The sequence below is a fragment of the Verrucosispora sp. NA02020 genome, from assembly GCF_013364215.1.
In the GTDB taxonomy this organism is placed as follows: domain Bacteria; phylum Actinomycetota; class Actinomycetes; order Mycobacteriales; family Micromonosporaceae; genus Micromonospora.
Window position 1 is genome coordinate 1,265,999 of sequence record NZ_CP054923.1, and the last position, 25,685, is coordinate 1,291,683.

At 71.7% G+C, this 25,685-nt stretch carries 23 protein-coding genes and 1 pseudogene; 5 read left to right on the top strand and 19 right to left on the bottom strand.

Going from position 1 to position 25,685, the window contains the following annotated elements:
- Positions 1-4: 4 nt before the first annotated feature.
- The 7 genes from HUT12_RS05460 to HUT12_RS05490 all read right to left on the bottom strand — a co-directional run bounded on the left by HUT12_RS05460 (position 5) and on the right by HUT12_RS05490 (position 8,492).
- Positions 5-1,003 carry an LLM class flavin-dependent oxidoreductase gene (locus HUT12_RS05460; protein ID WP_131051571.1) on the bottom strand — a complete coding sequence of 333 codons (999 nt, stop codon included), beginning with the start codon at positions 1,001-1,003 and terminating at the stop codon, positions 5-7.
- Positions 1,003-2,550: a class I adenylate-forming enzyme family protein gene (locus tag HUT12_RS05465; protein WP_131051570.1), complete on the bottom strand. Its 1,548-nt coding sequence runs from the start codon at positions 2,548-2,550 to the stop codon at positions 1,003-1,005. The genes HUT12_RS05460 and HUT12_RS05465 overlap by 1 nt, the downstream gene beginning before the upstream one ends.
- Positions 2,547-3,551, bottom strand: a complete 1,005-nt coding sequence (locus tag HUT12_RS05470) for an LLM class flavin-dependent oxidoreductase (RefSeq protein ID WP_176092694.1) — start codon at positions 3,549-3,551, stop codon at positions 2,547-2,549. Before HUT12_RS05470 ends, HUT12_RS05465 begins: the two co-directional genes overlap by 4 nt.
- Positions 3,548-4,648, bottom strand: a complete 1,101-nt coding sequence (locus tag HUT12_RS05475) for an LLM class flavin-dependent oxidoreductase (protein ID WP_131051568.1) — start codon at positions 4,646-4,648, stop codon at positions 3,548-3,550. Before HUT12_RS05475 ends, HUT12_RS05470 begins: the two co-directional genes overlap by 4 nt.
- 81 nt (positions 4,649-4,729) lie before the next feature.
- Positions 4,730-5,749: an acyl-CoA dehydrogenase family protein gene (locus HUT12_RS05480; protein WP_131051567.1), complete on the bottom strand. Its 1,020-nt coding sequence runs from the start codon at positions 5,747-5,749 to the stop codon at positions 4,730-4,732.
- A gap of 13 nt (positions 5,750-5,762) precedes the next feature.
- Positions 5,763-6,914 carry an acyl-CoA dehydrogenase family protein gene (locus HUT12_RS05485; RefSeq protein ID WP_176092695.1) on the bottom strand — a complete coding sequence of 384 codons (1,152 nt, stop codon included), beginning with the start codon at positions 6,912-6,914 and terminating at the stop codon, positions 5,763-5,765.
- Between the two features lie 30 nt (positions 6,915-6,944).
- Positions 6,945-8,492, bottom strand: a complete 1,548-nt coding sequence (locus tag HUT12_RS05490) for an AMP-binding protein (RefSeq protein WP_176092696.1) — start codon at positions 8,490-8,492, stop codon at positions 6,945-6,947.
- A 70-nt stretch (positions 8,493-8,562) separates the two neighbouring features.
- On the opposite strand from HUT12_RS05490, the gene HUT12_RS05495 reads away from it, so the two are divergent.
- The gene (locus HUT12_RS05495) at positions 8,563-9,546 is read left to right on the top strand and encodes an MBL fold metallo-hydrolase (RefSeq protein WP_176092697.1); all 984 of its coding nucleotides are present in this window, start codon (positions 8,563-8,565) and stop codon (positions 9,544-9,546) included.
- A 3-nt stretch (positions 9,547-9,549) separates the two neighbouring features.
- Here HUT12_RS05495 and HUT12_RS05500 read toward each other — a convergent pair whose 3' ends face one another.
- The 11 genes from HUT12_RS05500 to HUT12_RS05550 are packed head-to-tail and all read right to left on the bottom strand — an operon-like array spanning position 9,550 to position 21,609.
- Entirely contained in the window at positions 9,550-11,106 is a 1,557-nt protein-coding gene (locus HUT12_RS05500) for an AMP-binding protein (RefSeq protein WP_217705956.1), read from the bottom strand.
- Positions 11,103-12,626, bottom strand: a complete 1,524-nt coding sequence (locus HUT12_RS05505) for a class I adenylate-forming enzyme family protein (protein WP_176092698.1) — start codon at positions 12,624-12,626, stop codon at positions 11,103-11,105. Before HUT12_RS05505 ends, HUT12_RS05500 begins: the two co-directional genes overlap by 4 nt.
- The gene (locus tag HUT12_RS05510; RefSeq protein ID WP_131051562.1) at positions 12,626-13,120 is read right to left on the bottom strand and encodes a VOC family protein; all 495 of its coding nucleotides are present in this window, start codon (positions 13,118-13,120) and stop codon (positions 12,626-12,628) included. The genes HUT12_RS05505 and HUT12_RS05510 overlap by 1 nt, the downstream gene beginning before the upstream one ends.
- A gap of 1 nt (position 13,121) precedes the next feature.
- Positions 13,122-14,045 carry an SDR family NAD(P)-dependent oxidoreductase gene (locus HUT12_RS05515; protein WP_131051561.1) on the bottom strand — a complete coding sequence of 308 codons (924 nt, stop codon included), beginning with the start codon at positions 14,043-14,045 and terminating at the stop codon, positions 13,122-13,124.
- Entirely contained in the window at positions 14,042-15,226 is a 1,185-nt protein-coding gene (locus HUT12_RS05520; protein ID WP_131051560.1) for an acetyl-CoA acetyltransferase, read from the bottom strand. Before HUT12_RS05520 ends, HUT12_RS05515 begins: the two co-directional genes overlap by 4 nt.
- Entirely contained in the window at positions 15,216-16,646 is a 1,431-nt protein-coding gene (locus HUT12_RS05525) for a zinc ribbon domain-containing protein (protein WP_176092699.1), read from the bottom strand. Before HUT12_RS05525 ends, HUT12_RS05520 begins: the two co-directional genes overlap by 11 nt.
- On the bottom strand, positions 16,637-17,428 hold the full coding sequence (locus HUT12_RS05530) for an ABC transporter ATP-binding protein (RefSeq protein ID WP_131051558.1): 792 nt from the start codon (positions 17,426-17,428) through the stop codon (positions 16,637-16,639). The genes HUT12_RS05525 and HUT12_RS05530 overlap by 10 nt, the downstream gene beginning before the upstream one ends.
- Positions 17,425-18,312: an ABC transporter permease gene (locus tag HUT12_RS05535; RefSeq protein WP_131051557.1), complete on the bottom strand. Its 888-nt coding sequence runs from the start codon at positions 18,310-18,312 to the stop codon at positions 17,425-17,427. Before HUT12_RS05535 ends, HUT12_RS05530 begins: the two co-directional genes overlap by 4 nt.
- A 5-nt stretch (positions 18,313-18,317) precedes the next feature.
- On the bottom strand, positions 18,318-19,241 hold the full coding sequence (locus tag HUT12_RS05540) for an ABC transporter permease (RefSeq protein ID WP_176092700.1): 924 nt from the start codon (positions 19,239-19,241) through the stop codon (positions 18,318-18,320).
- Positions 19,238-20,080: an ABC transporter ATP-binding protein gene (locus tag HUT12_RS05545; protein ID WP_131051555.1), complete on the bottom strand. Its 843-nt coding sequence runs from the start codon at positions 20,078-20,080 to the stop codon at positions 19,238-19,240. The genes HUT12_RS05540 and HUT12_RS05545 overlap by 4 nt, the downstream gene beginning before the upstream one ends.
- A 2-nt stretch (positions 20,081-20,082) precedes the next feature.
- Entirely contained in the window at positions 20,083-21,609 is a 1,527-nt protein-coding gene (locus HUT12_RS05550) for an ABC transporter substrate-binding protein (RefSeq protein WP_131051554.1), read from the bottom strand.
- 190 nt (positions 21,610-21,799) lie between these two features.
- Here HUT12_RS05550 and HUT12_RS05555 point away from each other — a divergent pair, with 190 nt between their 5' ends.
- The 3 genes from HUT12_RS05555 to HUT12_RS05565 are packed head-to-tail and all read left to right on the top strand — an operon-like array spanning position 21,800 to position 23,864.
- Positions 21,800-22,537, top strand: a complete 738-nt coding sequence (locus HUT12_RS05555; protein WP_161594897.1) for an enoyl-CoA hydratase/isomerase family protein — start codon at positions 21,800-21,802, stop codon at positions 22,535-22,537.
- Positions 22,534-23,352, top strand: coding sequence for a VOC family protein (locus HUT12_RS05560; protein WP_161594896.1), 819 nt, complete (start codon positions 22,534-22,536; stop codon positions 23,350-23,352). Before HUT12_RS05555 ends, HUT12_RS05560 begins: the two co-directional genes overlap by 4 nt.
- Entirely contained in the window at positions 23,349-23,864 is a 516-nt protein-coding gene (locus HUT12_RS05565; protein ID WP_161594895.1) for a flavin reductase family protein, read from the top strand. The genes HUT12_RS05560 and HUT12_RS05565 overlap by 4 nt, the downstream gene beginning before the upstream one ends.
- A gap of 52 nt (positions 23,865-23,916) precedes the next feature.
- Here HUT12_RS05565 and HUT12_RS05570 read toward each other — a convergent pair whose 3' ends face one another.
- Positions 23,917-24,393, bottom strand: coding sequence for a MaoC family dehydratase (locus tag HUT12_RS05570; RefSeq protein WP_131051551.1), 477 nt, complete (start codon positions 24,391-24,393; stop codon positions 23,917-23,919).
- Between the two features lie 53 nt (positions 24,394-24,446).
- Here HUT12_RS05570 and HUT12_RS05575 point away from each other — a divergent pair.
- Positions 24,447-25,628: pseudogene (locus tag HUT12_RS05575) on the top strand (acyl-CoA dehydrogenase family protein); the annotation flags it as partial.
- Positions 25,629-25,685 lie beyond the last annotated feature (57 nt).

Genomic DNA, 25,685 nt, shown 5'->3' on the forward strand with positions numbered 1-25,685 from the left:
TTCCTTAGGGTCGGCTGGTGCGGAAGGCGGGGAACACCTCGGTGGCGAACAGTCGCAGCGAGGCGCGCAGTCGCTCGGTCGGCATGCCGAGCCATCCGGGACGGAAGATGAGATGGTCGAAGCCGAGGTCCCGCAGGGCGGAGATGCGTTCGATCAGGAACTCCGGCGAGCCCAGCAGGAGGGTGTTGCGGACCAGGTCGTCGAAGCGGTCGCGCTGCCAGCGCAGCGCCGGGTACTCGGCGTAGGTGGAGTACTCCCGCCGGGCGTGCGGCAGGGCCTCCTCGACTGCCTGTTCGGTGGTGGGCGCGCAGTACAGTTCGACGCCGACCGGGCGCTGCACGGTGGCGGGGTCGCGGCCGTACTCGGCCAGCGCCTCGTTGTAGACGGCGAGGTGCTCGGGCAGGAACCGGCGGCTCGGTGAGTTGCCCGGCGCGTACCAGGCGTCGCCGAGGCGGGCGGCGCGGCGGACGGCCTTGCGACCGCCCGCGCCGATCCAGATCGGCGGGCCGCCCGGGGTCAGCGGTCGGATGCCGATGGTGGCGTCGACCTGCGGATAGAACTCGCCGTCGTGGGTGACCGGCGTGCCGCCCCAGAGGGCCCGGATCAGCCGCAGGCTCTCGTCGAAGCGGCGGAACCGGGCCTGCGGGTCCAGGCCGAATGCGGCGAACTCGTTCTCCCGGTAGCCGGCGCCGACACCGAGGACCACCCGTCCACCGGAGAGGTGGTCCAGGGTCGCGAACTCCTCGGCGACGTGCACCGGATGGAACATCGGCAGCAGCAGGATGCCGGTGCCGAGGGTCATCTCACCGGAGCGCGGGATCAGGCTGGCCAGCATCGAGATGGGCTGCGGGGTGGCCAGGTTGGACTGGAAGTGGTTGATCGTCCAGACCGAGTCGTAGCCGAGTTCGGCGGCGAGTTCCACGGTGCCGAACAGGTCGCTCAGGTGCCGGCCGAGGTCGTCGCCGTGCGGATACTGGTGCGACGCCATGATGCCGAACTTCATCAGCTCCGACCTCCCTCGGCGGCGGGTGCCGCGACCCGACTGGTCTTCCCGGTGGTGCTGCGTTCCAGGGCGGGTACGAACTCGACGCGTCGGGGTGCCTTGAAGTGCGCCAGCCGGTCGCGGGCGAACGCGACGATGCCGTCGGCGAGGACCGCGTCGGGGATCGAGTCGTCGGTCCGGCGGACCACGAGGGCCACCGGGATCTCGCCCAGCCGGTCGTCGGGGCGGCCGAGCACCCGGACGTCGTCGACCAGCGGGTGTTCGCGGAGTTCGTCCTCGATCTCCTCGGGCCACACCTGGAAGCCGCCGCACTTGATCATGTCTCGCTTCCGGCCGACCAGGAACAGCACGCCGTCGTCGTCGACGTAGCCGATGTCGCCGGTGTGCACCCAGCCGTCGCGGACCAGTTCGAGGGAGGCGGCCGGGTCGTCGACGTACCCCTTGGTCAACGCGGAGCGGACCACCACCTCGCCCTCCGCGCCGACCGGCAGCGCGGTGCCGGTCTCGTCGCGGATCTCCAGCTCCACCCCGGGATAGACCCGGCCGGCCGAGCCGGGCTTCCACCGACCGGCCTTCATGTCCCGGCCGTTCCACCCGGCGATGTGCCCGGCCTCGGTGGACCCGTAGTTGACCAGGATGGGTACGTGGTAGCGCTGCTCGAAGGCCCGCCGGACCGGCCAGGAGATGGCCTGTCCGGCGACCAGGACCGACTTCACGCCCTCGAACGGCAGGTCCCGTTCGGTGTGCACGATGTCGAAGACCATGGTGGGCAGGAAGAAGAAGTTGTCGAAGGCGAATCGTCGCATCAGTCCGTCGAGCCGGTCGACGCCGAAGCGTTCCCAGACCACCGCGGCCCGGCCGACGAAGTACGCGAAGAGCAGCGAGTGCTGGCCTCCGCTGTGGAACAGCGGCAGGGCGATCAGGTTGGGCTTCGCGTCGGTCGCGGCGCTGCCCTCGGCGTCGGTGCCGGTGGCCACCCGCGCCATCCGCATCAGCGACTCCCGTGAGCCGCCGTGGGTCACGCTGACCGCCTTGGGCCGGCCGGTGGTGCCGCCGGTGAACAGGATGCACGCCTCCGCGTCCGGTGCGACGTCGACGGCGGGTACCCGCGTCGGGCGTCGCCACGGCAGCGCCGGCGCCCCGGCGACCGGTTCGCTGACCGAGCGCACCGGCAGGTCGGTGCCGGCCAGGAACTCGGCGACGACCTCGGGCCGGCGGTCGTCGACGAGCAGCAGGCGCGGGGTGGTCTTGGCGACCGACTCGGCGAGTTCGGCGGCGTTGTAGAGGCTGCTGACCGTCACCGGCACCGCGCCGATCTTCCAGGCGCCGAAGAGGAAGAACACGACCTCGGGGCCGTTGGTCAGATAGCAGGCGACCCGGTCACCGGCGCCGACGCCCTCGGCGCGCAGTGCGGCGGCGACGCCCCCGGCCAGCAGGTCGATCTCGTCGAAGGTCCACGAACGGCCGTCCTCGCCGTGCAGGCCCGGCACGTCGCCCCGGTCGGTGCCGCGCCCGTGCAGGATCAGGGCGAGATTCGCGCCGCTCATCGCGTCGACTCCTCGGTGCTCGGGGTGGCGACCCGGCTGACGACCTCGGCGCCGAATCGGGCGAGCTGGTCCATCGCCTCCTCCTGACTGGCGCCGACGAACTGGTGCCGCAGGGACACCTCGGTGATGCCGAGGTCGTTCTCCCAGCGGCGGAGCTTGTCGACGATCTCGTCGGCCGACCCGACCAGACAGTCCTGGGCCAGGTAGCGGTCCAGGTCCAGCGACTGGGCCTCGTCCCACGACTTGTAGCCCGCGTACTGGCGTTGCAGGTGCGGGCGGACCGCCGCGACGGCGCTGCGGTAGCTGTCGCCGATGAACGCCTCGCGGCTCATCGGGTACTCGCGGACCGGGTCGAGGCCCCGTTCGGCGAGTTCGGCGCGGTAGATGCCGAGGAGTCGGGCGAGTTCGGCGTCGTCGCCCTTGGGGCCGATGAGCCAGGGGGCGTCGAGCCGGGCCGCGCGTCGGATGGCGGGTTCGGCGAACGCGCCGATCCAGATCGGCGGGCCGCCGGGCTGCACCGGGCGCAGCGGCAGGCTGGCCTGCGGCACCTCGCCCCAACTGCCGGCGGCGTCGATCGTCTCGCCGCGCCACAGGGCGCGCAGGAGCGGGACGTACTCGCGCAGGCGGCGCAGCCGGTCCTCCCACGCCACGCCGAAGGCGGTGGTCTCCCGGCGTCGGTAGCCGGCGCCGATGCCGACGGTCAGCCGACCACGGGTCAGCACGTCGAGGGAGGCCAGGTCCTCGGCGAGGGCGATCGGGTTCAGCAGGGGCGCCAGCAGGACGCCGAAGCCGATACGGATGCGGTTGGTGGCGTGTCCCAGGTGACCGGCGAGCGGGATCGGCTGCACGAACGCCGACCGGGCCAGGTAGTGGTGTCCGAGGTAGACGCCGTGGAAGCCGGCAGCTTCGGCGGCGGCGGCCTGGGCGAGGACGCCGTCGATGCCCTCGGTGGGCGACGCCGCCGGGTCGAACTGGGCGCTGAGGAAGCAGCTGATCCTCACCCGACGACCGCCTCGGCGGCGGCCGGCGCGCTCACCGTGTCGTCCTTCGCGGCGGTGGCGCGGAAGTGCGGGATGACCTTCGCGGCGAACTCCTCCATCGACTTGAGCGCGGCCCTGCGGTCCAGCGACGGGATCCGCAGCCAGCCGATGTAGTGGTTGATGCCGAGCTGTTCGCGCAGCATCTCGATGGTCTCGATGACGCGGTCGGCGGAGCCGAAGTTGCCGCCGTGGGTCAGGGTCTGCTCCAGCGTCAGCAGCTCGATGTTCTTGGCGACCGCCGCGTAGTAGGCGCGCTCCTTGTCGATGGCCTCCTCCGAGCCGGGGATGACCTTGCCGACGGACTTGTAGTAGTTGAGGGCGGCCTGTGCGGCCGCGCGCAGTCCCTCGCTGCTGTCACCGCACCAGACCTGCTGCATGAAGGGCAGGTCGTAGGTGCTGATGTCGAATCCGTTCTCCCGCATGCTCTGCCGGTAGAGGTCGAAGTTGCGTTGCATCACGCCCAACGGGGTGAAGTTCGGCGAGGTGATGATCGACTCGCCGAGGGCGCCGCGTTCGCGGAAGCTGTCCGGGGAGACGGTGCCCTGGAGGATGGGCGGACCACCGGGGGTGTACGGCCGGGGGTAGGTCGTGACGTTGTCGTACTGGAAGATCTTGCCGTGGTAGGAGAAGTTCTCCTGCGACAACGCGAGCCGCAGCACCTCCAGCGTCTCCTGGTAGCGCTGCTTCGACTCCTCCAGCGGGATGCCGAAGCCGGCGAACTCGGCGGGCTGGTAGCCACGGCCGACGCCGATGGAGACCCGGCCTCCACTGAGTACGTCGAGGGCGGCGATGTCCTCGGCCAGCCGCAGCGGGTGGTGCAGCGGCAGCACGAGGACTGCGGTGCCGATGGTGATCTGTCGGGTCCGCTCGGCGACGGCCATGCCGAAGTTCACCGGGCTGCCGAGGATGCCGTACTTCGAGAAGTGGTGCTCGGCCAGCCAGATCGAGTCGAACCCGAGCTCGTCGGCCAGCTGGATCTCGTCGAGGGTCTCTCGCAGCACCTGGTGATCGGATGTGCCGTCACTCACCGGGAACAGGTTCATGATTCCGAACTTCACGGCTTCTCCTCGTTTATTCCGACCAGCCGGTATGTTACCGCTGTGGTCGTCGACCTGCAAGGGTTTCGCAGGTCAGCGGGGTTACGACGAACGTCGAGAGGCGATGCGCAACTCGCCGGCACGGCGGCGGTGCCAGGAGCCGCGACCGAATCGGGCGTCGAGCACCAGGGCTCGGCGCAGGAACAGGTGCGGCACCGCCTCCATCGTGATGCCCATGCCGCCGTGCACCTGGATGCACCGCTCGGCGGCGAAGACCGCCGCCGCCCCGGCCGCCGCCTTGGCCGCGTGCACCTGGATCTCCGCGTCCGGGCGTCCGTTGTCGACCGCCCAGGCGGCGTAGAGGGTCAGGTCCCAGGCGGCCTTGCGGGCCGTGGCGGCCTCGGCGAGCTGGAAGGCGACGCCCTGGAACGAGCCGATCACCCGACCGAACTGCTGACGGGTACGCGCCTGCTCGGCGGCCAGCTCGATCGCGCCCTGCGCGACACCGCAGAGTTCGGCGGCGACCACCAACGTGGCGCGGGCCGCCCCGGTGCCGGCCGGCACGATCTCCTGCGGATCGGGCAGCGTGACGTCCGACAGCGGCACCGACGGGTCGACCGACTCGCGCGCGGTCACCTCGACCGGCACGCTGGTCCACACGCCCTCGGCGGCGCCCAGGGCGACCACCGCGTCCGCCTGTGCCGCGTACGGCACCAGGGTGCGGACCGCCGAGCGGGGCGACACCTGGTCCGCCCGCGCGGTGGCCCCCGGCACGTCCACCGCCGGGGTCAGCACCCGGCTGCCGTCGAGCACCTCGTCCGGCAGCGGCGTACCGTGCCCGCTGCCGCAGAGCAGTTGCACCGCCGCCGCGTGCGCCGGGAACCGGCTCGCGACGAGCCGTTCGCCGAGCGCCTCGACGGCGACGAGCAGGTCGATCAGGCTCGACCCGATGCCGCCGACCTGCTCCGGCACACCGAGGAGCCCGAAGTCGCGCAACAGCGTCGCGTCACCGGCGGGGGCCTGCCAGTGCGTCGGCAGCCCGCCCGTGGCGCGTTCCGCGTCGGCCAGCGCGCCGACGGTCTTGGCGATGTCCTGCTGTTCCTGGGTGAATGTTGCCCGCACGCGATGACTCCGCTCAGCGTGAGCGGGGCAGGTTCAGCACCCGCTCCGCCAGGATCGATTTCTGGACCTCCTCCGTGCCGCCCTCGATGGTGTGGGCGCGGGCACGCAGGTAGCGGCGCATCCGGGCGGCGGCGCCGTCGCCGTCGAGCAACACCCCGCCCCCGTCGTCGAGGTGCACGGCGAGCCGGTTGGCGCGCTGCACCACCCCGGCCCAGAGGCTCTTGAGGGCCGAGGTCTCCGGTCCGGGCACTCCCCCGGCGCGGCTCTCGCCGAGCATCCGCATCGACCCGATCCGCACCGCCTCGGCGTCGCACTGCAACGCGCCGACCGCGTCGACGAAGGCACTGTCGTCGGCCACCCCGCGCGCGATGCCGAGGTCGACGACCCGGTCCACCGCCTGGCGGGCCCACACCCAGAGGTTCAGCGCCATGCTGCCGCGCTCGAAGGCGAGCGTGGTCAGGGCCACCCGCCAGCCGTTGCCGACCCCGCCGAGCACGTCGGCGTCGGGGACGAAGACGTCGTCGAGGAACATCTCGTTGAACTCGGTGTCCCCGTTGATCATCGTCAGCGGCCGGACGGTGAACCCGTCCATCGGGGCGAGGAAGTAGGTGATCCCCTGGTGCTTGGGCGCGTCGGCGTCGGTGCGGGCGAGCAGCAGGCACCGGGAGGCGTTGTGCGCGTTCGACGTCCAGATCTTGGCGCCGTTGATCAGCCAGCCGCCGTCCACCTTCGTGGCGGCGGTCCGCAGACCGGCCAGGTCGGATCCGGCGCCGGGCTCGCTGAAGCCCTGACACCAGTACTCCTCGCCGCGCAGGATGCCGGGCAGGTGCCGGGCCTGCTGCTCGTCGGTGCCGTGCGCGATGACGGTCGGTCCGGCGAGCATCATGCCGACCCCGTTGAGCGGGTACGGCGCCCCGCGTACCGCGGCCTCCTCGTTGAAGATGGCCTGTGCCAGCGAGTCCAGACCCCGGCCACCGTGCGCGACCGGCCACGACAGCCCGGCCCAGTTGCCGGCGCAGAGCCGGTCCTGCCAGACCCGCGACCAGTTCTCGCGCTCGTCCTGCGACAACTCCTCCTGGTCGGGGACGTCGCTCAGCGCCTCGTCCAACCAGGCGCCGACCTCACGCCGGAACGCCAGGTCGGACGCGCTGTCATCGAAGTCCATCCGCCCCTCCCCTCGTGTCGTACCGTCCGGTCACGCCGTCACCTCGCGGGTACGCCGCAGCCGGGCCTTGTAGAGCTTGCCGTTCGGATCGCGCGGCAGCGCGTCGCGCACCAGGTAGGACACCGGGCGCTTCGGCTTGGCCAGCCGGTCGGCGAGGTAGCGGCGCAGCCCGTCGACGGCGGCGTCGCCCTCGGGCGCGTCGTCGCGCAGGACGACGTGCGCCTGCGGCACCTCGCCGAACTCCGGGTCGGGTACGCCGATCACCCCGGCGTCGGCGACCCACTCGTGGGCCAGCAGCGCCGCCTCGATCTCGGCCGGGTAGACGTTCACGCCGCCGACCAGGATCAGCTCCGACGCCCGGCCGGTGATGTAGAGGAACCCGTCGGCGTCGACGTGGCCGACGTCCCAGACGGTCATCAGGCCGTCGCGGCGGGAGCCCTCGGTCTTGCCGGGATCGTTGTGGTACTCGACCCGGTCGTTGCCCTGCCGCATGTACACGATGCCGGTCTGCCCCACCGGCACCTCCTCGCCCTGCTCGTCGAGGATCCGCAGGGTGGAGATGGACGCCGGGCGGCCGACCGTGCCGGGGTGCGCGAGCCACTCGTGCGGGCGGGCGATCGTGGTGCCGACCTCGGTGGAGCCGTAGTACTCGTAGACCACCGGGCCGAACCAGTCCAGGATCCGCTGCTTCACCTCCAGCGGGCAGGGTGCCGCGCCGTGCAGCACGTAGCGCAGCGAGGAGACGTCGTAGTCGGCGCGTACCGACTCGGGCAGTTGCAGCAGCCGGTAGAAGTGCGTCGGCACCATGCTGGTGCCGGTGACCCGCTGCTCCTGGACGCGCCGCAGGAAGCCCTCCGGCGTCCAGCCGTCCATCAGCACCATCGTGCCGCCGGCGTGCAGCGCGCCCATCGCCGGGGTGATGTTGGCGGAGTGGTACATCGGCGCGGAGACCAGCCAGGACGCGAAGGCCGGGCGTTCCATGCCGAACTCGGCGAACAGCCACCGGTAGGTCAGCGCCCCGGCGTCGGCGTCGATGCCGCTCAGCGGGCGCTTGACGCCCTTGGGGCGGCCGGTGGTGCCCGAGGTGTACATCATCAGCGAACCCGCCGGGACCTGTTCCGGACTCACCGCCGGCATGTCGGCGGTGAGCGCCGACAGCGGCTGCGCCCGGTCGGTCTGCGGGGTGCCGTCGACGAAGACCTGGATGCCGGGTGCGGCCTCGGCGGCGGAGACGACGACCTGCTCGACGCGCGCCGAACCGACCACCACCTTGGCGCCGCTGTCGGCCAGGACGTACGCGATCTCCGGCTCGGTGAGGTGGTAGTTGAGCGTGACCAGGTACAGGCCGGACTGCATCGCCGCGAGGTACAACGCGATCATGCCGGCGCTGTTGGTCATGACCGCGGCCACCGTGTCGCCGACCTGGAGCCCGGCCCGGGTACGCAGACCGTGCGATATCCGGTTCACCTCGGCGAACAGTTCCCCGTAGGAGATCCGGCGGTCGTCGGGGGTGACCACCGCGCACAGGTCGGGTGCTGCGGTCGCCCACAGCCGAAAGCCGGTCCGCTCCTCGCTCATCGGACTCCTTGAGTTAGATTCCGACCATCCGGTATGTTGTGTTGTCCCACCGTAAGGGAGCCGAGCGACGATGTCCATACCCGCGATCGACGCCCACGCCGCCAGCTACCGCGCCCGTGAGGTGCCCGCACCCGCCCAGGTCGTGGACGGTGTCTGGGCCGTGCCCGTCCCCCTGCCCGGCAGCGCCCTGCGCTACGTCACCGTCTATCTCCTGGACACCGCCGACGGGCTCGTCCTCGTCGACGCCGGCTACGACCACCCGGCCTGCTGGCGCGCGTTCACGCAGTCCGTGGAGTCCCTCGGGCACCGGGTCGAGGCGATCGGCACCGTCCTGCTCACCCACAACCACCCCGACCACGTCGGCTTCGCCGCCCGGCTCCAGACGACCACCGGAGCCCGCATCGTGATCGGCCGCCCCGACGACTTCGCCACCATGCACCAAACCCGGGGCACGTTCCTCGCCCAACTGCGCGCCGCCCTCGACCTCACCGGAGCCCCCGCCGACGTGGTCGAGTCGATGTACGCCGACGCCGTCGACGTCGCCGTGCACCACGAGAGCCTGCGGCCGGACGTGACCGTCACCGACGAGACCGAGTTCCGCTTCGGCGACGTGACCGTCCGCGCCGTCCCCACCCCGGGGCACACGTACGGCCACACCGTCTATCTCGACACCCGGGGTCTGGTCTTCACCGGCGACACCATGATGGCCGAGGGCCCCACCCAGCTCGCCATCGTCAGCCGCCCCGAGGACGACCCGGCCGCCGACCTGTTCCGCAGCCTGGCCCGCATCCGCGCCCTCGACGCCGCGGTGGCCTGCCCGGCCCACCAGTTCCCGTACCGGGACGTCGCCGCCCGGGTCGACGAGCTGACCGCGTACCACCGCGACGAGGTCGACGCGGTGCGGGACCTGACCGTGGTCGACGACGACGCGTGGACGCTGGCCCGGCGGATGACCTGGCAGAAGCCGTGGGACGAGCTGGGTCGGGGCACCCGCCGCTTCCACCTCGTGCACGCCCTCGCCCTGCTGCGGACGGCGACCGGCACCGACCGGTGACGCTCAGCCGGGCTGCTGGTCGCCGTACGTCCAGTCCGGCCGTAGTGTCGGCCGCAGGTCCCGCAGGCTGCGCTTGAGCACCTTGCCGGACGGGTTGGTGGGCAGCTCGGCCACCAGGTAGACCTCCTTGGGCACCTTGAAACCGCCGAGCCGCTCCCGGGCGTACGCGATCAGCTCCTCGGCGGCCAGCCCCGGGCGGCCCACCACGAACGCCACCGGCACCTCCACCCACACCGGGTGCGGCGCCGCCACCACCGAGACGGCCAGGACCAGCGGATGGCCGGCCAGGACGTTCTCGATCTCGGCGCTGGACATGTTCTCCCCGCCGCTGCGGATCATGTCCTTGAGGCGGTCCCGGATGTAGAGGTAGCCGTCGGCGTCGAAACAGCCCACGTCACCGGTGTGGAACCAGCCGTCGCGGAAGGCGGCACGGGTCGCCTCCGGGTCGTCGAGATAGCCGGGGCTCACCTTCGGCCCGCGCGCGATCACCTCGCCGTTCTCCCCCACCGGCACGTCGTCGCCGTTCGCGTCGACCACCCGCACCTGGACCCACGGCGCGGGGATGCCGACCGAGCCCTGCTTGCTCTGCGCGTGGGCGGCGTCCAGATAGGTCAACCCGCTGCACGTCTCGGTGAGACCGTAGCCCTCGATCAGCCGCGCGTTCGGGAACAGTGTGCGCGCCACCGCGTACAGGGCCGCGCTCACCTGGGAGTAGATCACCCAGCGCACCGAGGAGGGGTCGGCGTCCACCGTGTTCTCGCTCTCGCGCCGGAGCATGTCGAGCATCGTCGCGGCCATCACCATCCCGGTGATCCGCTCGGTGCCGATCGCCTCCAGCACGGCCGCCGGGGCGAAGCGTCGCTGGAGCACCATGCAGCCGCCGACGTGCCAGATGCCGTACCCGGGCAGGTCGGTGCCGCCGACGTGGTAGAGCGGCGCGAAGTTGAGGATCCGGTCGCCCGCCCGCAGCCCGAGTTCGACGATCTGGGCGTGCATGTTCATGTTCACGTTGCCGTGGGTGAGCAGCACGCCCTTGGGCAGGCTGGTGGTGCCGGAGGTGTAGACGATCCGTTGCAGCGCGTCCGGATCGAGGTCGGCGTCGGGCACCCGGGCGCCACGGTGGGCCTCGATCAGCGCCCGCAGGTCGGTCCAGCCGTCGCCGATCGGTTCCAGCGCGTACCGGCGTACCTGCGGCAGGCGGGCGGTGGCCAGGTCGGTCAGGTCGGCGAACTCGGGGACGGTCGCGACCGCGCACACGTCGGCGTGTGCGAGCAGCCGCGCGATCTCGCCGGACGTCAGCCGGTAGTTCAGCGGCACGAAGACCGCGCCGAGCTTCGCCGCCGCCAGCGACAGGATGAGGAACTCGGGCACGTTGTTCGCCACGATCGCGATCCGGTCGTCCCGGCCCAGCCCCTCGGCGGCGAGACCGGCCGCGAGCGCGTTGACGTCCTGGTCGAGCTGTCGGTGGGTCCACCGCCGGCCCTCGAACACCAGCGCGTCGTCGTCGCCGAAGCGCCGCGCGTTGCGGGCCAGCATGGCGGCCAGGTTGGCGGTGCTCACCGGGCCGCCTCGATCTCGCGCAGCCCCTTCTTGAGCACCTTGCCGGAGTCGTTGCGCGGCAGCGTGGTGACCACCTCCACGTACTTCGGGACCTTGTACCGGGCCAGTTCGGCCCGGCAGTGCTCGCGCAGGTCCTCGCCGGTGACGGTGGCGCCGTCGCGCAGGATGACGAACGCCTTCGGCACCTCGTCCCAGGTCGGGTCCGGTACGCCGATGACGGCGACCTCGGCGACGTCCGGATGCTGCGCGAGAACCCTTTCGATCTCGGCGCTGGCGATGTTCTCCCCACCCGACTTGATCAGGTCGGCGCGCCGGTCGACGAACCACAGGTAGCCGTCGGCGTCGATCCGGCCCACGTCGCCGGTGAGGAACCAGCCGTCGCGGCGGGTCCGCCGGTTGGCCTCGTCGTCGTTCCAGTAGCCGGGCGACACCTTCTCGCCACGGACCACGATCTCCCCCTCCACCCCCGGTGGCACCGGCTGGAACCGCTCGTCGACGATCTCGATCCGGACGCCCGGGAACGGTGCGCCGAGCGCGCCGAGCTTGCTCTGCTCGTGGGCGGCGTCGAGGTAGCAGGCGCCGTTGCACAGCTCGGTCATGCCGAACGTGTCGACCAGCCGGACGTGCGGCAGCCGCCGTTTCACCTCCTGCCGCACGCGCGGCGCGACCCCGGCGAACAGCAGGTAGCGCAGCGACCGCAGGTCCGGCGGCTCGGCGAGGTCGAGCAGTCCGAAGAGGATCTGGGCGGCGAGGACCATGCCGGTGACGTGTTCCTCGGCGGCGACGCGGGCGATGTCGGCCGCCTTGAACGTCGGCGTCAACACCATCGTCGCGCCCGCGACGAAGGTGGCCAGGCCGGGTGCCTCCAGACCGCTGACGTGGAACAGCGGCGCGGAGACCAGGATCCGGTCCTGCGGGGTGAGTTCCAGTTCGAGCAGTTGGGCGAGGTGGTTGGCGGTCAGGTTGCCGTAGGTGTGGATCACACCCTTGGGGCGGGCCGTGGTGCCCGAGGTGTAGAGCAGGCGGTGCACGTCGCCGGGCTCCTTGGCCGCGTCCGGGACCCGGACGCCCGCCGGTTGGCCGGCCAGCAGGGCTGCCAGCCGCCGGGCGTCGCCGACCACCCGGTCGCCGTTGGCGACGGCGGTCCGCAGGCCGGTACCGGCCAGCAGCCGGCCCGCGTCGCCGGCGAAGTCGTCGTCGTAGAGCAGCGCGGTGATGCCGGCCTGGTCGATGACGTACGCCTGCTCGTTCGGGTGCAGCCGCCAGTTCAACGGCACCGAGATCGCGCCGATCCGGCTCAGGGCGAGCAGTTCGAGGACGTACGTGGCGGTGTTGCGCCCCAGTACGCCGACCAGTTCACCAGGGCCCAGCCCGGCCGCGAGCAGCGCCGCCGCGTGCCGGTCGACGTCGGCGTCCAGCTCGGCGTACGTCCACCGGGCCGCGCCGTCGACCAGGGCCTCCCGGTCGGCGCGGCGCAGGGCCTGCCGGCGCAGCGTCAGCGAGAAGTTGCTGCCCGCCATCAGCCGTCCGCCTCCCGCCGCCGGGCGAGGATCTCCTCCCGCGACGGCAGCGACACGAACTCCAACAGGTTGCCGTCGAGGTCGCGGGCCGCGAACGCGGTGATGTACCCGTAGTTCTCCAGCAGCACCCGGTTCGGCGGGGTGAGGCACTCGGCGCCGAGCGACACCAGTCGGGCGTGCAGCTCGTCCATCTCGTCCACCGGCACCGCGAAGCTGAGCAGGAAGGGGCCCAGTTCCAGGTGCCCACCGGTGGCGGTCCGGGTCGGGGTGCCGTTCCACTCGATGAGTTCGAGCTGGCCGATCTGGCTAGGCCCCTGGAGGTACTGCACCCGGCCGGTGGTGCCGGCGGGCAGCCCCAGCGACACCTCGATGCCCGGCCCGCCGACGTCGGTACGCAGCGTGCGGCGGTAGCCCAGCGCCTGCTCGTAGAAGTCGGCGGCCCGGTCGACGTCGGAGACGGTCACCGCCACGTGGTGCACTTCGCTGACCGGCATGTCATTCGCCTTCCGTACGGTCCGACGGGCCGGACAGGGCCTGCTGGATCAGGGCGACCTCGTCGGCACCGCTCTCCGGCACGATGAAGTCGTCCAGCCGGCAGATGTCGTCGATCGAGTCGAGGATGTCGTCGGGCGAGGCCGGTGCGACGCCGCCGTACCAACCGGGCGTGACGCCCAGGAAGATCCGCCCGACCCGGCCGCCGCCGACGGTGAGGATGTGCCGGTTGAGCTGGCACTGTTCGGAGGCGAGGAAGGTGGCCACCGACGCGACGTGCTGCGGGTCGAACCGCTCGGTCAGGTCGCCGAGGAGGTTCTCGGTCATCCGGGTCGCGGCGGTGGGGGCGATCGCGTTGACCAGGATGCCCCGGCGGGCGCCCTCCAGCGCGAGCACGTTCATCAGGCCGACCAGGCCGGCCTTGGCCGCGCCGTAGTTGGCCTGCCCGAAGTTGCCGAACAGCCCGGACGACGAGCTGGTCAGCACGATCCGGCCGTAGCCCTGCCCGACGAGGTGCGGCCAGGCGGGCCGCAGCACGTGGAACGCGCCGGCCAGGTGCACGTCGAGGACGGCGGTGACGTCCTCCTCGGCCATCTTCGCCAGCGTCCGGTCGCGCAGGATGCCGGCGTTGTGGATGATCCCGTCCACCCGCCCGTAGGCGTCGATGGCGCGGCCGACCAGGTCCGCGCCGCCGGCTGCGGTGGCCACCGAGTCGGTGGACGCGACGGCGGTGCCGCCGGCCGCGCGGATCTCGTCGACCACGGTCTGCGCGGCACCGGAGGAGCCCGAGCCGTCGACCGCGCCGCCGAGGTCGTTGACGACCACCTTGGCGCCGCGCGCGGCGAGCGTGTGGGCGTGCGCCCGGCCGATGCCGTTGCCCGCGCCGGTGACGATGACGACCCGGCCGTCCAGGCTGACCCGGCTCATCGCTCGCTCCCCAGGACCGCGACGAACGCGACGCAGGAACCCGGCTGGCCGCCCAGGTTCTGGGCCACCGCCACCCGGGCGTCGGGCACCTGCCGGGCGCCGGCCTCACCCCGCAGTTGGGTGAAGCACTCGAAGACCATCCGCAGCCCGGTGGCCCCGATCGGGTGGCCGAACGACTTCAGCCCGCCGTCGGTGTTGACCGGCAGCGCGCCACCGAGGTCGTACCGGCCGTCGAGGATGTCGCGCCATGCCTTTCCGCGCGCCGAGAATCCCAGGTCCTCCATCAACACCACCTCCGTCGGCGTGAAACAGTCGTGCACCTCGGCCAGCGAGATCTCGGTGGCCGGGTCGGTGATCCCCGCCTGCTCGTACGCCTGCCGCGCCGCCTCCACCACCTCGGGGAAGGTGGTGAAGTCGTAGCCGTCGGCGGCCAGCCCGGCACCGGACCCGGCGACGAAGCCCATCCCGCGCAGGAAGATCGGCTTGTCGGTGTACCGGTAGGCGTCCTCGGCGCGGACCAGCACAGCCGCCGCCGCGCCGTCGGAGACACCGGAACAGTCCAGCACGCCGAGGTCCCCGGCGATCCGGGGCGAGCGCTCCACGGCCTCGGCGGAGACCGCCTTACGGAACTGGGCGCGCTCGTTCAACGCGCCGTTCGCGTGGTTCTTCGTCGCGACCTTCGTCAGGGCGCTCCGCATGTCCCGGGCGTCGACCCCGTACGCGCGCTGGTAGGCGGGGGCGAGCAGGGAGAACCCGGCCGGCGCGGTCCAGTCCACGTCGGTGCCGTCGGCCGGTGGGAAGACCGCCGACAGGCCGGAGTACGACGAGTCCTTCAGCTTCTCCACGCCGGTCGCCATCACCATGTCGTACGCGCCGGAGGCCACCGCGAACGCGGCGTTGCGCAACGCCTCCGAGCCGGTGGCGCAGTAGTTCTCCACCCGCGTGACGGGCTTGCCGACCAGCCGCAACGGGCGGGCCAGCGTCTGCCCGGACATGCCGGAGCCCTGGGTGCCGACCCAGAACGCGTCGACGTCGTCGAGGGTCAGGCGGGGTTGGGACGCCACGCACTCGCGGACCGCGTCGACCAGCAGGTCGTCGGCGGAGGAGTGCCAGTGGTCCCGGAACGGGGTGCAGCCCATCGCGACGATCGCGACGTCGTGGGCCAATCGCCTACTGGCCATCGAGGGTGTCCTTCCTCGGGCGGAGTTTCCAGAAGTAGTTGTGGATCGCGTCGGTGGTCCACAACCGTCGGAAGGTGGGTGTCATCGACATCCCGACGACCACGTCGGCGGGGTCGACGTCGGTCGCGTACGCGCTGAGCCGACCACCGCCGTCCACGTCGGCGACGACGATCGCCACCTCCGGTTCGGGCATGGTCGTCAGGTGGTCACGGGTCGACGAGACGACCTGGGCGGTGCGGTCGCGCAGCGAGACGGTGGTGGTGGGCTCCGCCGAGGCGGCGACGACGCCGCAGCGGGCGCAGACCCGGCTGGGCGGGGTGGTGACCGTGTCGCAGGCGGTGCAGCGGCTGCCCTCCAGCCGGTACTTCCAACCGGCGCGTCGGTGCATCGGCGGGGCGGCCGGTGCCGGTGCCGCCGGGCGGGCCGGGCCCTGCACGTCCAGCAGACCCCGCCAGCGCAGGTAGCGGCCGTAGCCGAGGCGGTGCCGCGGGTCGAGCTGGGCCCGGACGGACGGTCCGCCGCGCGCCGCGCGGACCTGGTCGCCCACCCGCAGGACGAACGCGTCGGCGCCCTCGGTGACCGACAGCAGCAGGATGTGCTGGCCGGGTTCGGCCTCGTCGAGCGTGGCGGCGAGCAGCAGGCCCGGGTGGGCGGCACCGGTGAAGCCGGTGAGCCGTTCGACCGCCGCGTCCTGACCCGTACCGCCGAGCGCGCGCCGCAGGGCCGCCGCGCACCGGGCGTTGGACGACGACACGACCACGTGGTCGACGCCGTCCCGGCCGGCCTCGGTCAGAGCCCGCCGGGCCACGTCGAGCCCCGCCTCGGCGAGGACCTCCGCGGTGAACCGCTCGTCCCAGACCCGGTCGTGCCGCTCCCCCGGCAACCGCCAGCGTTCCAGCAGCTCCACGGTCCGGCCGGTGCGGGCGAGCAGGACGGCGGCGCGGGTGCCGCCACCCACGTACGCGGCGGCGGCATCGCCCTGGGCCAGTTCGTCGGGCGCGCCCGGTCGGGTGGTCCGTACGTCGGCCAGGGCGGCCATCGCGCCGGTCCGCAGGACCGTGTCGAGCGCGACCGCGCCGGACCGGTGGCCGTGCAGGTCGACCGCGCTGATCCCGGGGTCCAGGCCGACGGCCTCGTGCACCACCGTGGCGGAGGTCTTCCCCTGGTAGGGGGCGCTCGTGGTGGCCAGCAGCAGGTGCCGGTCCGTCAAGGTGCCGGCGGCGATGTGCCGCAGCGCCTCGACGGCCATGGTGATGCTGTCCTCGTCGAAGGCGGCGACGCCGCGTACCGGTCCACCGGCGCGGGGCGGTCCGGTCGCGTCGATCCTGTTGTCGTCGAGCGCGTACGCCGGAAGGTACGCCGCGTACGCGTCGATGCCGTGCTGCTCGTGCATGGGTGCCGGGTTCTCCTTCAGCTCCACGAGGGAATGGCGGCGAGCAGTCGCCGCGTGTAGTCCTGCTCCGGCCGGTCCAGTACGCGTTCGGCGTCCCCCTCCTCGACGACGCGTCCCCCGCTCATCACCGCGATGCGGTCGCACAGGTCGCTGGCGAGCATCAGGTCGTGGGTGACGAAGAGCAGGCCGATGCCGAGTTCGTCGACCAGGGTGCGGAACAGCTCGACGACCTTGGTCTGGGTGGTCACGTCGAGGGCGGTGGTGCACTCGTCGGCGATCACCAGCGAGGGGCGGGTGACGACGGCGAGGCCGATGGCGACCCGCTGCTTCAACCCGCCGGAGAGCTGGTGGGGGTAGCTGTCCAGCACCCGGGTCGGGTCGGTGATGCGCATCTGCTCCAGCACCTGCACCGAGCGACGTTCGATCTCGGCCCGGGTGATGCCGGGAACGTGTCGTCGCAGCACCTCGGCGAGGTGGACACGGACCTTCATCAGCGGGTTCAGCGAGCGCGACGCGTCCTGGAACACCATGCCCACGGCGCTGCCACGGACCCGTCCGGTGCGGTCCACCCCGGGGGCCACCACCACGTCACCGGCGAGCGTGACCGAACCCTGCTCCACCCGGACGTTGCGTTCCAGCAGCCCGACGACGCAGCGGGCCAGGGTGGTCTTGCCGCTGCCGGACTCGCCGACCACCCCGACGATCTGGCCGCCCCGCACCTCGAGGTCGACGGTGTCGAGCAGCCGCAGGTCGTCGGTGGCGAGCCGGGCGGTGACGGAGAGACCGCTGATGGTCAGCAGGTCGGTCATCGGCGCCTCTTCCGTGGGTCGTGGTGGGTGAGCAGCGCGTCGCCGAGCAGGTTGACCAGCAGCACCAGCAGGGTGATGGCGAGGCCGGGGAAGAACGCGAGCCACCAGGCCTGGCTCAACTCGTCCTGACCGGAGGCGAGCATCGAGCCCCAGCTCGCCCGCGCGGGTCCGACCCCCAGGCCGAGGAAGCTCAACGCGCTCTCGATCAGGATCGCGGTGCCGACCTGGAGCGTGCCGAGCGCGACGATGGTCCCGGCGAGGTTGGGCAGGACGTGCCGGAAGACGATCCGGGCCTCGGAGGCGCCGGCGGCGCGCAGCCCGATCACGAACTGGCGTTCGCGTACGGCCAGGGTGGCCGCGCGGGTGACCCGGGCGCAGACCGCCCAGCCGGTGAGCGCCAGCACCAGGAACAGCACCGGCAGCGAGCTGCCCCGGTTCGAGATGATCGCGAGGGCGACCAGGATGAACGGCAGGGCGAGCTGGGCGTCGATGAGGATCGAGATGACCCGGTCGACCCAGCCCCGGAAATAGCCGGCCAGCACGCCCAGCAGCGTGCCGGGGCCGATGGCGACCAGCGCGCCGACCAGGCCGATCATGATGGTGAGCTGGCCGGCGGAGACGAACTGGGTCAGCAGGTCCTGGCCGAGCTTGTCGGTGCCGAGCGGGTGTGCCCAGCTCCCGCCGTCGAGGAAGCCGGGCGGCTGGCGGGTCGCGTCCAGGTTCTGCCCGCGCTCGGGCAGCAGCCCGGTGAACGGCAGGACGAACACCAGGACGGCGACCACGGCCAGCGGCAGGGACAGCCAGAACACCGAGGTACGCGCGCGTCGGGCGGTGCGTGCCGGCGGCACCGGCGCGGTGACCGGGTCAAGTTCGAGTTGGCTCACGGCACTCACCTCACCCTCGGGTCGACGATCGAGTGGATGACGTCCACGAGCAGGTTGAGCAGGACGAAGACCAGGGCGCCGAACACCACGATCGCCTGCACCAGCGGGAAGTCACGGAACTGGATGGCCTGCAACGCGAGCTGCCCGAGGCCGGGCCAGGAGTAGACGTACTCGACGGCGACGGCACCGGAGAGCAGGATGCCGGTCTGTAGGACGACGATGGTCAGGATCGGCATCATGGCGTTCTTGAACGCGTGCCGCCACACCACCCGGCGACCGGCGATGCCCCGGGCCCGCGCCGCGTCGACGTACGGCTCGGCCAGTGCCTCGCTCATCGAGGCCCGGGTCAGCCGGGCGATGTGCGCCATCGGATAGACCGACATGGTGAGGGCGGGCAGGATCAGGTGCCGGAGACTGCCGGACTGCCCGGCGGGTAGCCAGCCGAGGTTCACCGCGAAGAGCACCACCAGCATCATCCCGAACCAGAAGACCGGCACGGACTGGCCGAGCAGGGCCAGCGTGGAGGCGGCCCGGTCCCACCAGGTGCCTTCCCGGGTGGCCGCGAGCACGCCCAGCGGGACGCCGACGAGCAGGGCGAGGAGCATGCCGGCAGCGACCAGTTGCAGGGTGTACGGCAGCCGATCGGCGATCATGCTGGTGTTCGCCTGGTAGAACTGCAGCGACTGCCCGAGGTCGCCGGTGAGGACGCCCTTGAGGTAGTTCAGGTACTGCACCACGAGCGGCTGGTCGAGCCCGAGTTCGGTGCGCAGCGCCTCGCGTTGTTCGGGCGGCGCCATGGGCCCCAGGATCATCGTGGTCGGGTCGCCGGAGAGTCGGCCGAGGGCGAACGCCAGGCTGAGCGCGATGAGCAGCGACGCGAACAGCGACGCGAGGCGAACGCCGATCCGGCGTACGGTGCTGGCCTTCATCGGCGGTTCCTCCATCGCGCGCCGGGCATCGCGGCCAGCAGTTCGCGCGTGTAGTCGTGGCGCGGCGTCACGAAGACCGTCTCGCAGGGGCCCGCCTCGACCACCTGTCCGCGGTACATGACGTGCACGGTGTCGCAGACGGCGCGGACCACGGCCAGGTCGTGGCTGATCATCAACAGCGCGGCACCGGTGGTCGTCCGGATCTCCCGGAGCAGGTCCAGCACGTCGGCCTGGACGGAGACGTCGAGACCGGAGGTCGGCTCGTCGGCGACGATGAGTCGGGGACGCATGAGCAGCGCGCGGGCGACGCAGACCCGCTGCGCCTGGCCGCCGGAGAGCTGGTGCGGGAACCGGTCGAGGATCTCCGGCGCGAGCCGGACCCGACCGAGCAGGTCGGCGTCGGTGATCCAGGAGGTGCGCCGGGGTTGCAGGGTACGCAGTTCCCGCAGCCCGGAGCGGACGGACTGGCGGGGGTCGAGGGAGCCGTGCGGGTCCTGGAAGACCACCTGCACCTCGGGGCGCAGTCGGCGCAGTTGCCCGCGCCCGATCGAGGAGAGGGAGTGGCCGAGCAGCCGGATGTCGCCCGTGCCGCGTGGCCCGAGCCCGGTCGCGGCCATCGCCAGCGTCGTCTTGCCGGAGCCGGACTCGCCGACGACGGCGACGCTCTCTCCGGCCGCGATGCGCAGCGACACCTGGTCCACCGCACGGAACACCTCCCCCGTGCTGCGGTTGCGGTGCTCGACGACGAGGTCGTCGACCGCCAGTACGGGCACGTCCGCCTCCGGGGTGCGGGGATGCCGGGTGTCGCCCGGCATCCCCGTCTCCACTGCCTCGGACATCGTCAGCGGGTCGTCTTCGTGAAGTCCACGGTGTTCAGGGGACCGAACTCGACGCCGGTGACACCGGGTGCGGTCGCGTAGTTGAACACCTGCCGGTACAGCGGCACGTAGCAGTGCTTCTCCACCACGCCCATCGTGTTGAGCTGCTCGTAGATCGGAGCGGCCTGATCGGCGTCGTCCTGCTCCAGCGCCTCCTGGGCCATCTCGTCGAAGCGCGGGTCGGGGCAGTTGCCGGTGATGGACTGGGTCTTCATGAAGCCACTGGCGAAGAAGTCCGGCACGGCGACGTTCGGCACCCCGGCGAAGATCGCGATGCCGGGCACCTGGCGGCCGATGACGCGCTTGACGAGCGTGCCGTAGTCGAGCGGCTCGTAGTTGACCTTGAAACCGGCCTGCTCCAGGCTGCCGCCCACGGCCTGCGCGACCTCCTCGATGTTGGTGTACTGCGCGGCCGGATAGGTGATCTGGACCGTCGGGCCACCGGAACCGACCAGTTGCTTGGCCCGGTCCAGGTTCGGGGTCACGCTCTGCGCCGGCTGCTCACCGGGCCGGACGTTGAGCAGTCCGGCGTCGGCGACCGCCTGGCCGTCGAAGATGCCGCGCACGATCGCGTCGCGGTCGATGGACAGGGCCGCCGCCTCGCGCAGTTCGGGCTTGTCGAACGGGGCCTTGGTCGAGTCCAGGAAGGCGATGATCTTCATGGCGGTCTCGGTGCTGACCACCTCGACGTTGGCCGCCTTGGCCGCGGAGGCCTGGGCCGGCGGGAGGTCGAAGGCGACGTCGACGCTCTTGCTCTGGATCAGGGCGAGCCGCTGGGCGGCCTCGTTGGCCCAGGTGAAGGTGATGCCCTGGTTGCTGGGCGCCGTTCCCCAGTACTCGGGGTTGGGCTTCACCGACATGTCGCGCCCGGCGTTGCCGCCCGCCCACACGTACGGGCCGGTGCCGACGGGGGCGGCGGCGAAGCCGTCCGAGCCCTTCTCCTCGTAGTACTTCGGGGGCACGAGGTAGACCGTGGTGAGCAGGTCCGGAATGTTGTACTGCGGGGCCTTGGTCTTGAGCACGACCGTGCCGGCGTCCGGGGCCTCGATCGAGGTGACGTTGCCGAAGTATGACTTCAGCTGCGACGCCTCGCTGTCCCGGGTGAGGGTGATGGTGTTCGCGACCGCCGCCGCGTCGGCCTTCTCGCCGTTGCTGAAGCTGACGTCGGGCCGGACGGTGAAGGTCCAGGTGGTCGCGTCGGTGCGGGTCCAGCTGGTGAGCAGGCTGGTGTCGGCCGGGCCGAGGTTGTCGTCGGTGCCGATCAGCGTTTCGAGCATGGTGGCCCAGACGATCTGGCCGGACCGTGCGCCGACGATGGGGTCGAGGGTCGCGGGCTGGGCCGCGAGCAGCGCCCGGATGGGCGTGGAGTCCGACGCGCCGGAATCCGACGAGTCGGAGTCGCCGCAGGCGGTGAGGCCGATGCCGGCGAGCGTCAGTGCCGTAGCGAGCGCCAGTGTGCGCCGTGAGTGCGAGGATTTCATGATCATCATGGCTGTCCTTCACAGGGGATGGACCCGTCGTACCCCCGCGTGACGCGGCGGTGACGTTCGCCACAAAGTACCGACCAGCCGGTATCAAGTCAACGGGTCGAGCCGGTATCTCGTCCATGACAATCAGATCACATGAGCAGGTCAGGCCCGGACATTGCCTTCATACCGACCGGTACGTATTATGCCGAGGGTGACTCCCACACTCACCCACGAACGCGACGGCCACGTCGCCCGGGTGCGATTCGACAACAGCGCCCGTGGCAACTGTCTCGACGACACGACGCTTCGCGAACTCGTGGACACCCTGGAGACCGCGGCGGCCGACGAGGCGTGCGCCGTCATCCACCTCGACATGGCCGGCCGGCACTTCTGCGGCGGCTGGGACACCTCGGCGTTCGGCCGACTGCGCGGTGCGACCGCCGCGACGGTCGCCGCCGGACTACGGGACAGCGACGCCGCCCTGCACCGCGTCCGGCACCTCCCGGTACCCGTGGTCGCCGCCGTCCGGGGTCAGGTCGTCGGCTTCGGCGCCGGCCTGCTCGGCGCGATCCACCTGCCGGTCGCCGGCGAGGGCGTCCGGCTCTCCCTCCCGGAGGCCCGGTTCGGCTTCGCCCCCGCCGGGGTCGGCCACACCATCGCCCGGTCCGTGCCCCGCCCACACGCCTACCACCTGCTGACCGGTGCCGCGACGGCGACCGCCCGGGACCTGCTCGCCTGGGGCTTGGTCGCCCAGGTGGTACCCGACGACGACGTCGACCGCGCGGTGGACGCCCTCGTCGACACGCTGCTCGCCGTGCCGTCCCGGACGCTGCGCGCGGTGGTCCAGGTCGTCGAGTCGAGCCTGGAGTCCGGCACCGCCGACCGGGCCTACGAGATCTCCGCCGGCACCATCGTGGCGGGGCTGAGCACCCGGGAGGTCTCCGGATGAGTCAACCGTTCCGGCCCGGTGAGGCCGTCTGGGTGGAGTTGTGCACCCCACGGCCGGAGCAGGCCGAGGAGTTCTATCGCACGCTGTTCGGCTGGACCGTACGCACCGAGCGGCTCGGCACCACCACGTACCGGATGTGCAGCCTGGACGGCCGCGACGTGGCCGGCATCTCCGACGCCACCGCGCTGCACGGCGGCCGGCCCCGGGGCTGGATCGCCTACTTCGCGGTCCACGACATCCACCGCTCCGCCGCGCAGGCGGTCGCACTCGGCGGCGAGTTGGTGACCCCGCCGCGTTACCTGCCCGCCGCCGGGACCGGTGCCGCCGTCATCGACCCGTTCGGCGCCGCGTTCGGCCTCTATCAGGGCGAGTCACGAGCCGGTGTCCAGATGCTCAACTCGGTCGGCGCGCTCTGCTGGAACGAGCTGGACACCGGGGAGCCGGACCGCGCGGTGGCCTACTACCGGTCGCTGTTCGGATACACCACCCGGCAACACGGGGACTCCCCCACCGCCCGTCCCTACAGCCTGCTGATGCTCGGCGACGTCCCGGTCGCCGGCGTGCTGGCCCTGGACAACGACTGGCCGAACCTGATCCCGTCGAAATGGATCACCTACTTCGCGGTCGCCTCGCTGGACGACGCGCTGCGCCGGGTCGTCGCGCTGGGCGGGACGCCCACCGTCGGTCCGGTCGACAGCCCGCACGGGCGGCTTCACCTGGTGAAGGATCCCGGCGGGCACACCCTCTGCCTGATCCAGCTGGAAGACGGACTACGCCCGCACCATCCCTCCTCCGACCCGGCGGTGACCCGATGACGGCCGAGCCCCTGTTCGACTCCGCCGAGTTCCGTCAGGTGTGCGGACACTTCCCCACCGGTGTCACGGCGGTGACCGCGGTGACCGGTGACGGCACCGTCGCCGCGCTGACGGTGAACTCCTTCACCTCGGTGTCGCTGCGCCCCCCGAAGGTGCTGTTCTGCGTCACCAGCTCCTCGTCGAGCTTCCCGGTGCTGATGGACTCGGCCCGGATCGCCGTGCACATCCTCAGCCAGGACCAGGAGGACGTGGCGCGCCGGTTCGCCACCTCCGGGCTGTCCGGGGCGGACAAGCTCGACGGCGTCTCCTGGGTGCCCGGGCCGGACGGCGTCCCGCTGCTGCCCGGCACGCCCGCGGTCCTGGCCGGGCGCCGCGACACGGCGATCACCAGCGGCGACCACGTGATCATCCTGATCGACGTGGACCACGTGCACCTGAAGCCGACGAGCGTCCCGGCCCTGTCGTTCTATCGGGGGCGGTTCGTCGCGCCGTCGAGCACGCCGGGAGAGTGACCCGCCGAGACGGCGGGGAGGTGACCGCCGGTATGCCCGGCGGCCACCGCCGTCACGGCAGGTAGCGGAAGAGGATCTCCGCCACGCAGCAGGTGGTGGAGTCCTCGGCGAACTCCACCACCACCGACGCCTTGGCCTGCACGCCGCCCGGCACCCCGGCGATCGGCTCGGCGGCGAGCAGCGTCGCGGTGCCCTGGATCGGCACGCCCGGCGGCAGCGGCTTGACGAACCGGACCCGGTCCAGCCCGTAGTTGACGCCCATCGAGAACGTCGTGACCTCCAGGATGTCCGCGAGCAGACGCGGCACCAGAGCCAGGGTGAGGAACCCGTGCACGATCGTCGTGCCGAACGGGCCGGATCGGGCCCGTTCCACGTCGACGTGGATCCACTGGTGGTCCTTGGTCACGTCGGCGAAGCGGTCGACCTCGTCCTGGGTGACCACCTGCGGCTCACTGGCACCCAGCTCCCGGCCGACGAGGTCGAGCAGGTCGGCCGGGGTGGGCGCGATGGTGCGGGAGGCGGTACGCATCGGGCGACTCCATTCGTGGGATCAGGGAGGATGAAGCATACCGACCGGATGGTATGCTCCCGCCAGGGTTCAGGACGAGGAGGTTCTCCGTGGCGTTTTCCGCGTACCAACTGCCCGAGGAGCATGAGGCCGTTCGCGAGGCCGTTCGGGCGGTCTGCGACCACCGGGTCGCCCCGCACGCCGCCGCCGCCGACGAGAACGCCGAGTTCCCGCAGGCCTCCTACGACGCCCTGCGCGCGGCCGACTTCCACGCCCCGCACATCCCCGAGGAGTACGGCGGCGCCGGTGCCGACGCGCTGGCCACCGCGATCGTCATCGAAGAGGTCGCCCGGGCCTGCGCCACGTCGTCGCTGATCCCGGCCGGCAACAAGCTCGGCACCATGCCGTTGCTGCTCGCCGCCGACGACCGGCTCAAGCAGCGGTACCTGCCACCGGTCGCCCGGGGCGAGGCGATGTTCTCGTACTGCCTCTCCGAGCCGGAGGCCGGCAGCGACGCTGCCGGTATGCGGACCCGCGCCGAGCGCGACGGCGACACCTGGGTGCTCAACGGCGTGAAGCGGTGGATCACCAACGCCGGGCTGAGCGAGTACTACACGGTTTTCGCGGTGACCGACCCGACCGCGCGGTCGCGGGGCATCTCCGCCTTCGTGGTCGAGAAGTCCGATCCGGGGGTCAGTTTCGGTGCTCCGGAGAAGAAGTTGGGCATCAAGGGCTCGCCGACCCGCGAGGTCTACCTGGACAACGTCCGGATCCCGGCCGACCGGATCATCGGCGCCGAGGGCACCGGGTTCGGCACCGCGATGAAGACCCTGGACCACACCCGGGTCACCATCGCCGCGCAGGCGCTCGGCATCGCGCAGGGTGCGCTGGACTACGCCAAGGGGTACGTGGCCGAGCGTAAGCAGTTCGGCAAGGCGATCGCCGAGTTCCAGGGTGTGCAGTTCATGCTCGCCGACATGGGCATGAAGCTGGAGGCGGCGCGGCAGCTCACGTACGCGGCGGCCGGCAAGTCGGAGCGGGGTGACGCCGACCTGACGTACTTCGGTGCGGCGGCGAAGTGCTTCGCCTCGGACGCCGCGATGGAGATCACCACCGACGCGGTGCAGTTGCTCGGCGGCTACGGCTACACCCGGGACTACCCGGTCGAGCGGATGATGCGGGACGCCAAGATCACGCAGATCTACGAGGGCACCAACCAGGTGCAGCGCATCGTGATGGCCCGCCAGCTGCTCAAACCGACCCGACCGCGCGGTCGCGGGGCATCTCCGCCTTCGTGGTCGAGAAGTCCGATC

Bases quoted from the DNA above. Each gene is read 5' to 3' on its own strand.
- HUT12_RS05460 (WP_131051571.1), bottom strand. From the start codon at position 1,003: ATGAAGTTCGGCATCATGGCGTCGCACCAGTATCCGCACGGCGACGAC.
- HUT12_RS05465 (WP_131051570.1), bottom strand. From the start codon at position 2,550: ATGAGCGGCGCGAATCTCGCCCTGATCCTGCACGGGCGCGGCACCGAC.
- HUT12_RS05485 (WP_176092695.1), bottom strand. From the start codon at position 6,914: ATGGACTTCGATGACAGCGCGTCCGACCTGGCGTTCCGGCGTGAGGTC.
- HUT12_RS05490 (WP_176092696.1), bottom strand. From the start codon at position 8,492: ATGAGCGAGGAGCGGACCGGCTTTCGGCTGTGGGCGACCGCAGCACCC.
- HUT12_RS05495 (WP_176092697.1), top strand. From the start codon at position 8,563: ATGTCCATACCCGCGATCGACGCCCACGCCGCCAGCTACCGCGCCCGT.
- HUT12_RS05505 (WP_176092698.1), bottom strand. From the start codon at position 12,626: ATGGCGGGCAGCAACTTCTCGCTGACGCTGCGCCGGCAGGCCCTGCGC.
- HUT12_RS05510 (WP_131051562.1), bottom strand. From the start codon at position 13,120: ATGCCGGTCAGCGAAGTGCACCACGTGGCGGTGACCGTCTCCGACGTC.
- HUT12_RS05515 (WP_131051561.1), bottom strand. From the start codon at position 14,045: ATGAGCCGGGTCAGCCTGGACGGCCGGGTCGTCATCGTCACCGGCGCG.
- HUT12_RS05520 (WP_131051560.1), bottom strand. From the start codon at position 15,226: ATGGCCAGTAGGCGATTGGCCCACGACGTCGCGATCGTCGCGATGGGC.
- HUT12_RS05530 (WP_131051558.1), bottom strand. From the start codon at position 17,428: ATGACCGACCTGCTGACCATCAGCGGTCTCTCCGTCACCGCCCGGCTC.
- HUT12_RS05540 (WP_176092700.1), bottom strand. From the start codon at position 19,241: ATGAAGGCCAGCACCGTACGCCGGATCGGCGTTCGCCTCGCGTCGCTG.
- HUT12_RS05545 (WP_131051555.1), bottom strand. From the start codon at position 20,080: ATGTCCGAGGCAGTGGAGACGGGGATGCCGGGCGACACCCGGCATCCC.
- HUT12_RS05550 (WP_131051554.1), bottom strand. From the start codon at position 21,609: ATGATGATCATGAAATCCTCGCACTCACGGCGCACACTGGCGCTCGCT.
- HUT12_RS05560 (WP_161594896.1), top strand. From the start codon at position 22,534: ATGAGTCAACCGTTCCGGCCCGGTGAGGCCGTCTGGGTGGAGTTGTGC.
- HUT12_RS05565 (WP_161594895.1), top strand. From the start codon at position 23,349: ATGACGGCCGAGCCCCTGTTCGACTCCGCCGAGTTCCGTCAGGTGTGC.
- HUT12_RS05570 (WP_131051551.1), bottom strand. From the start codon at position 24,393: ATGCGTACCGCCTCCCGCACCATCGCGCCCACCCCGGCCGACCTGCTC.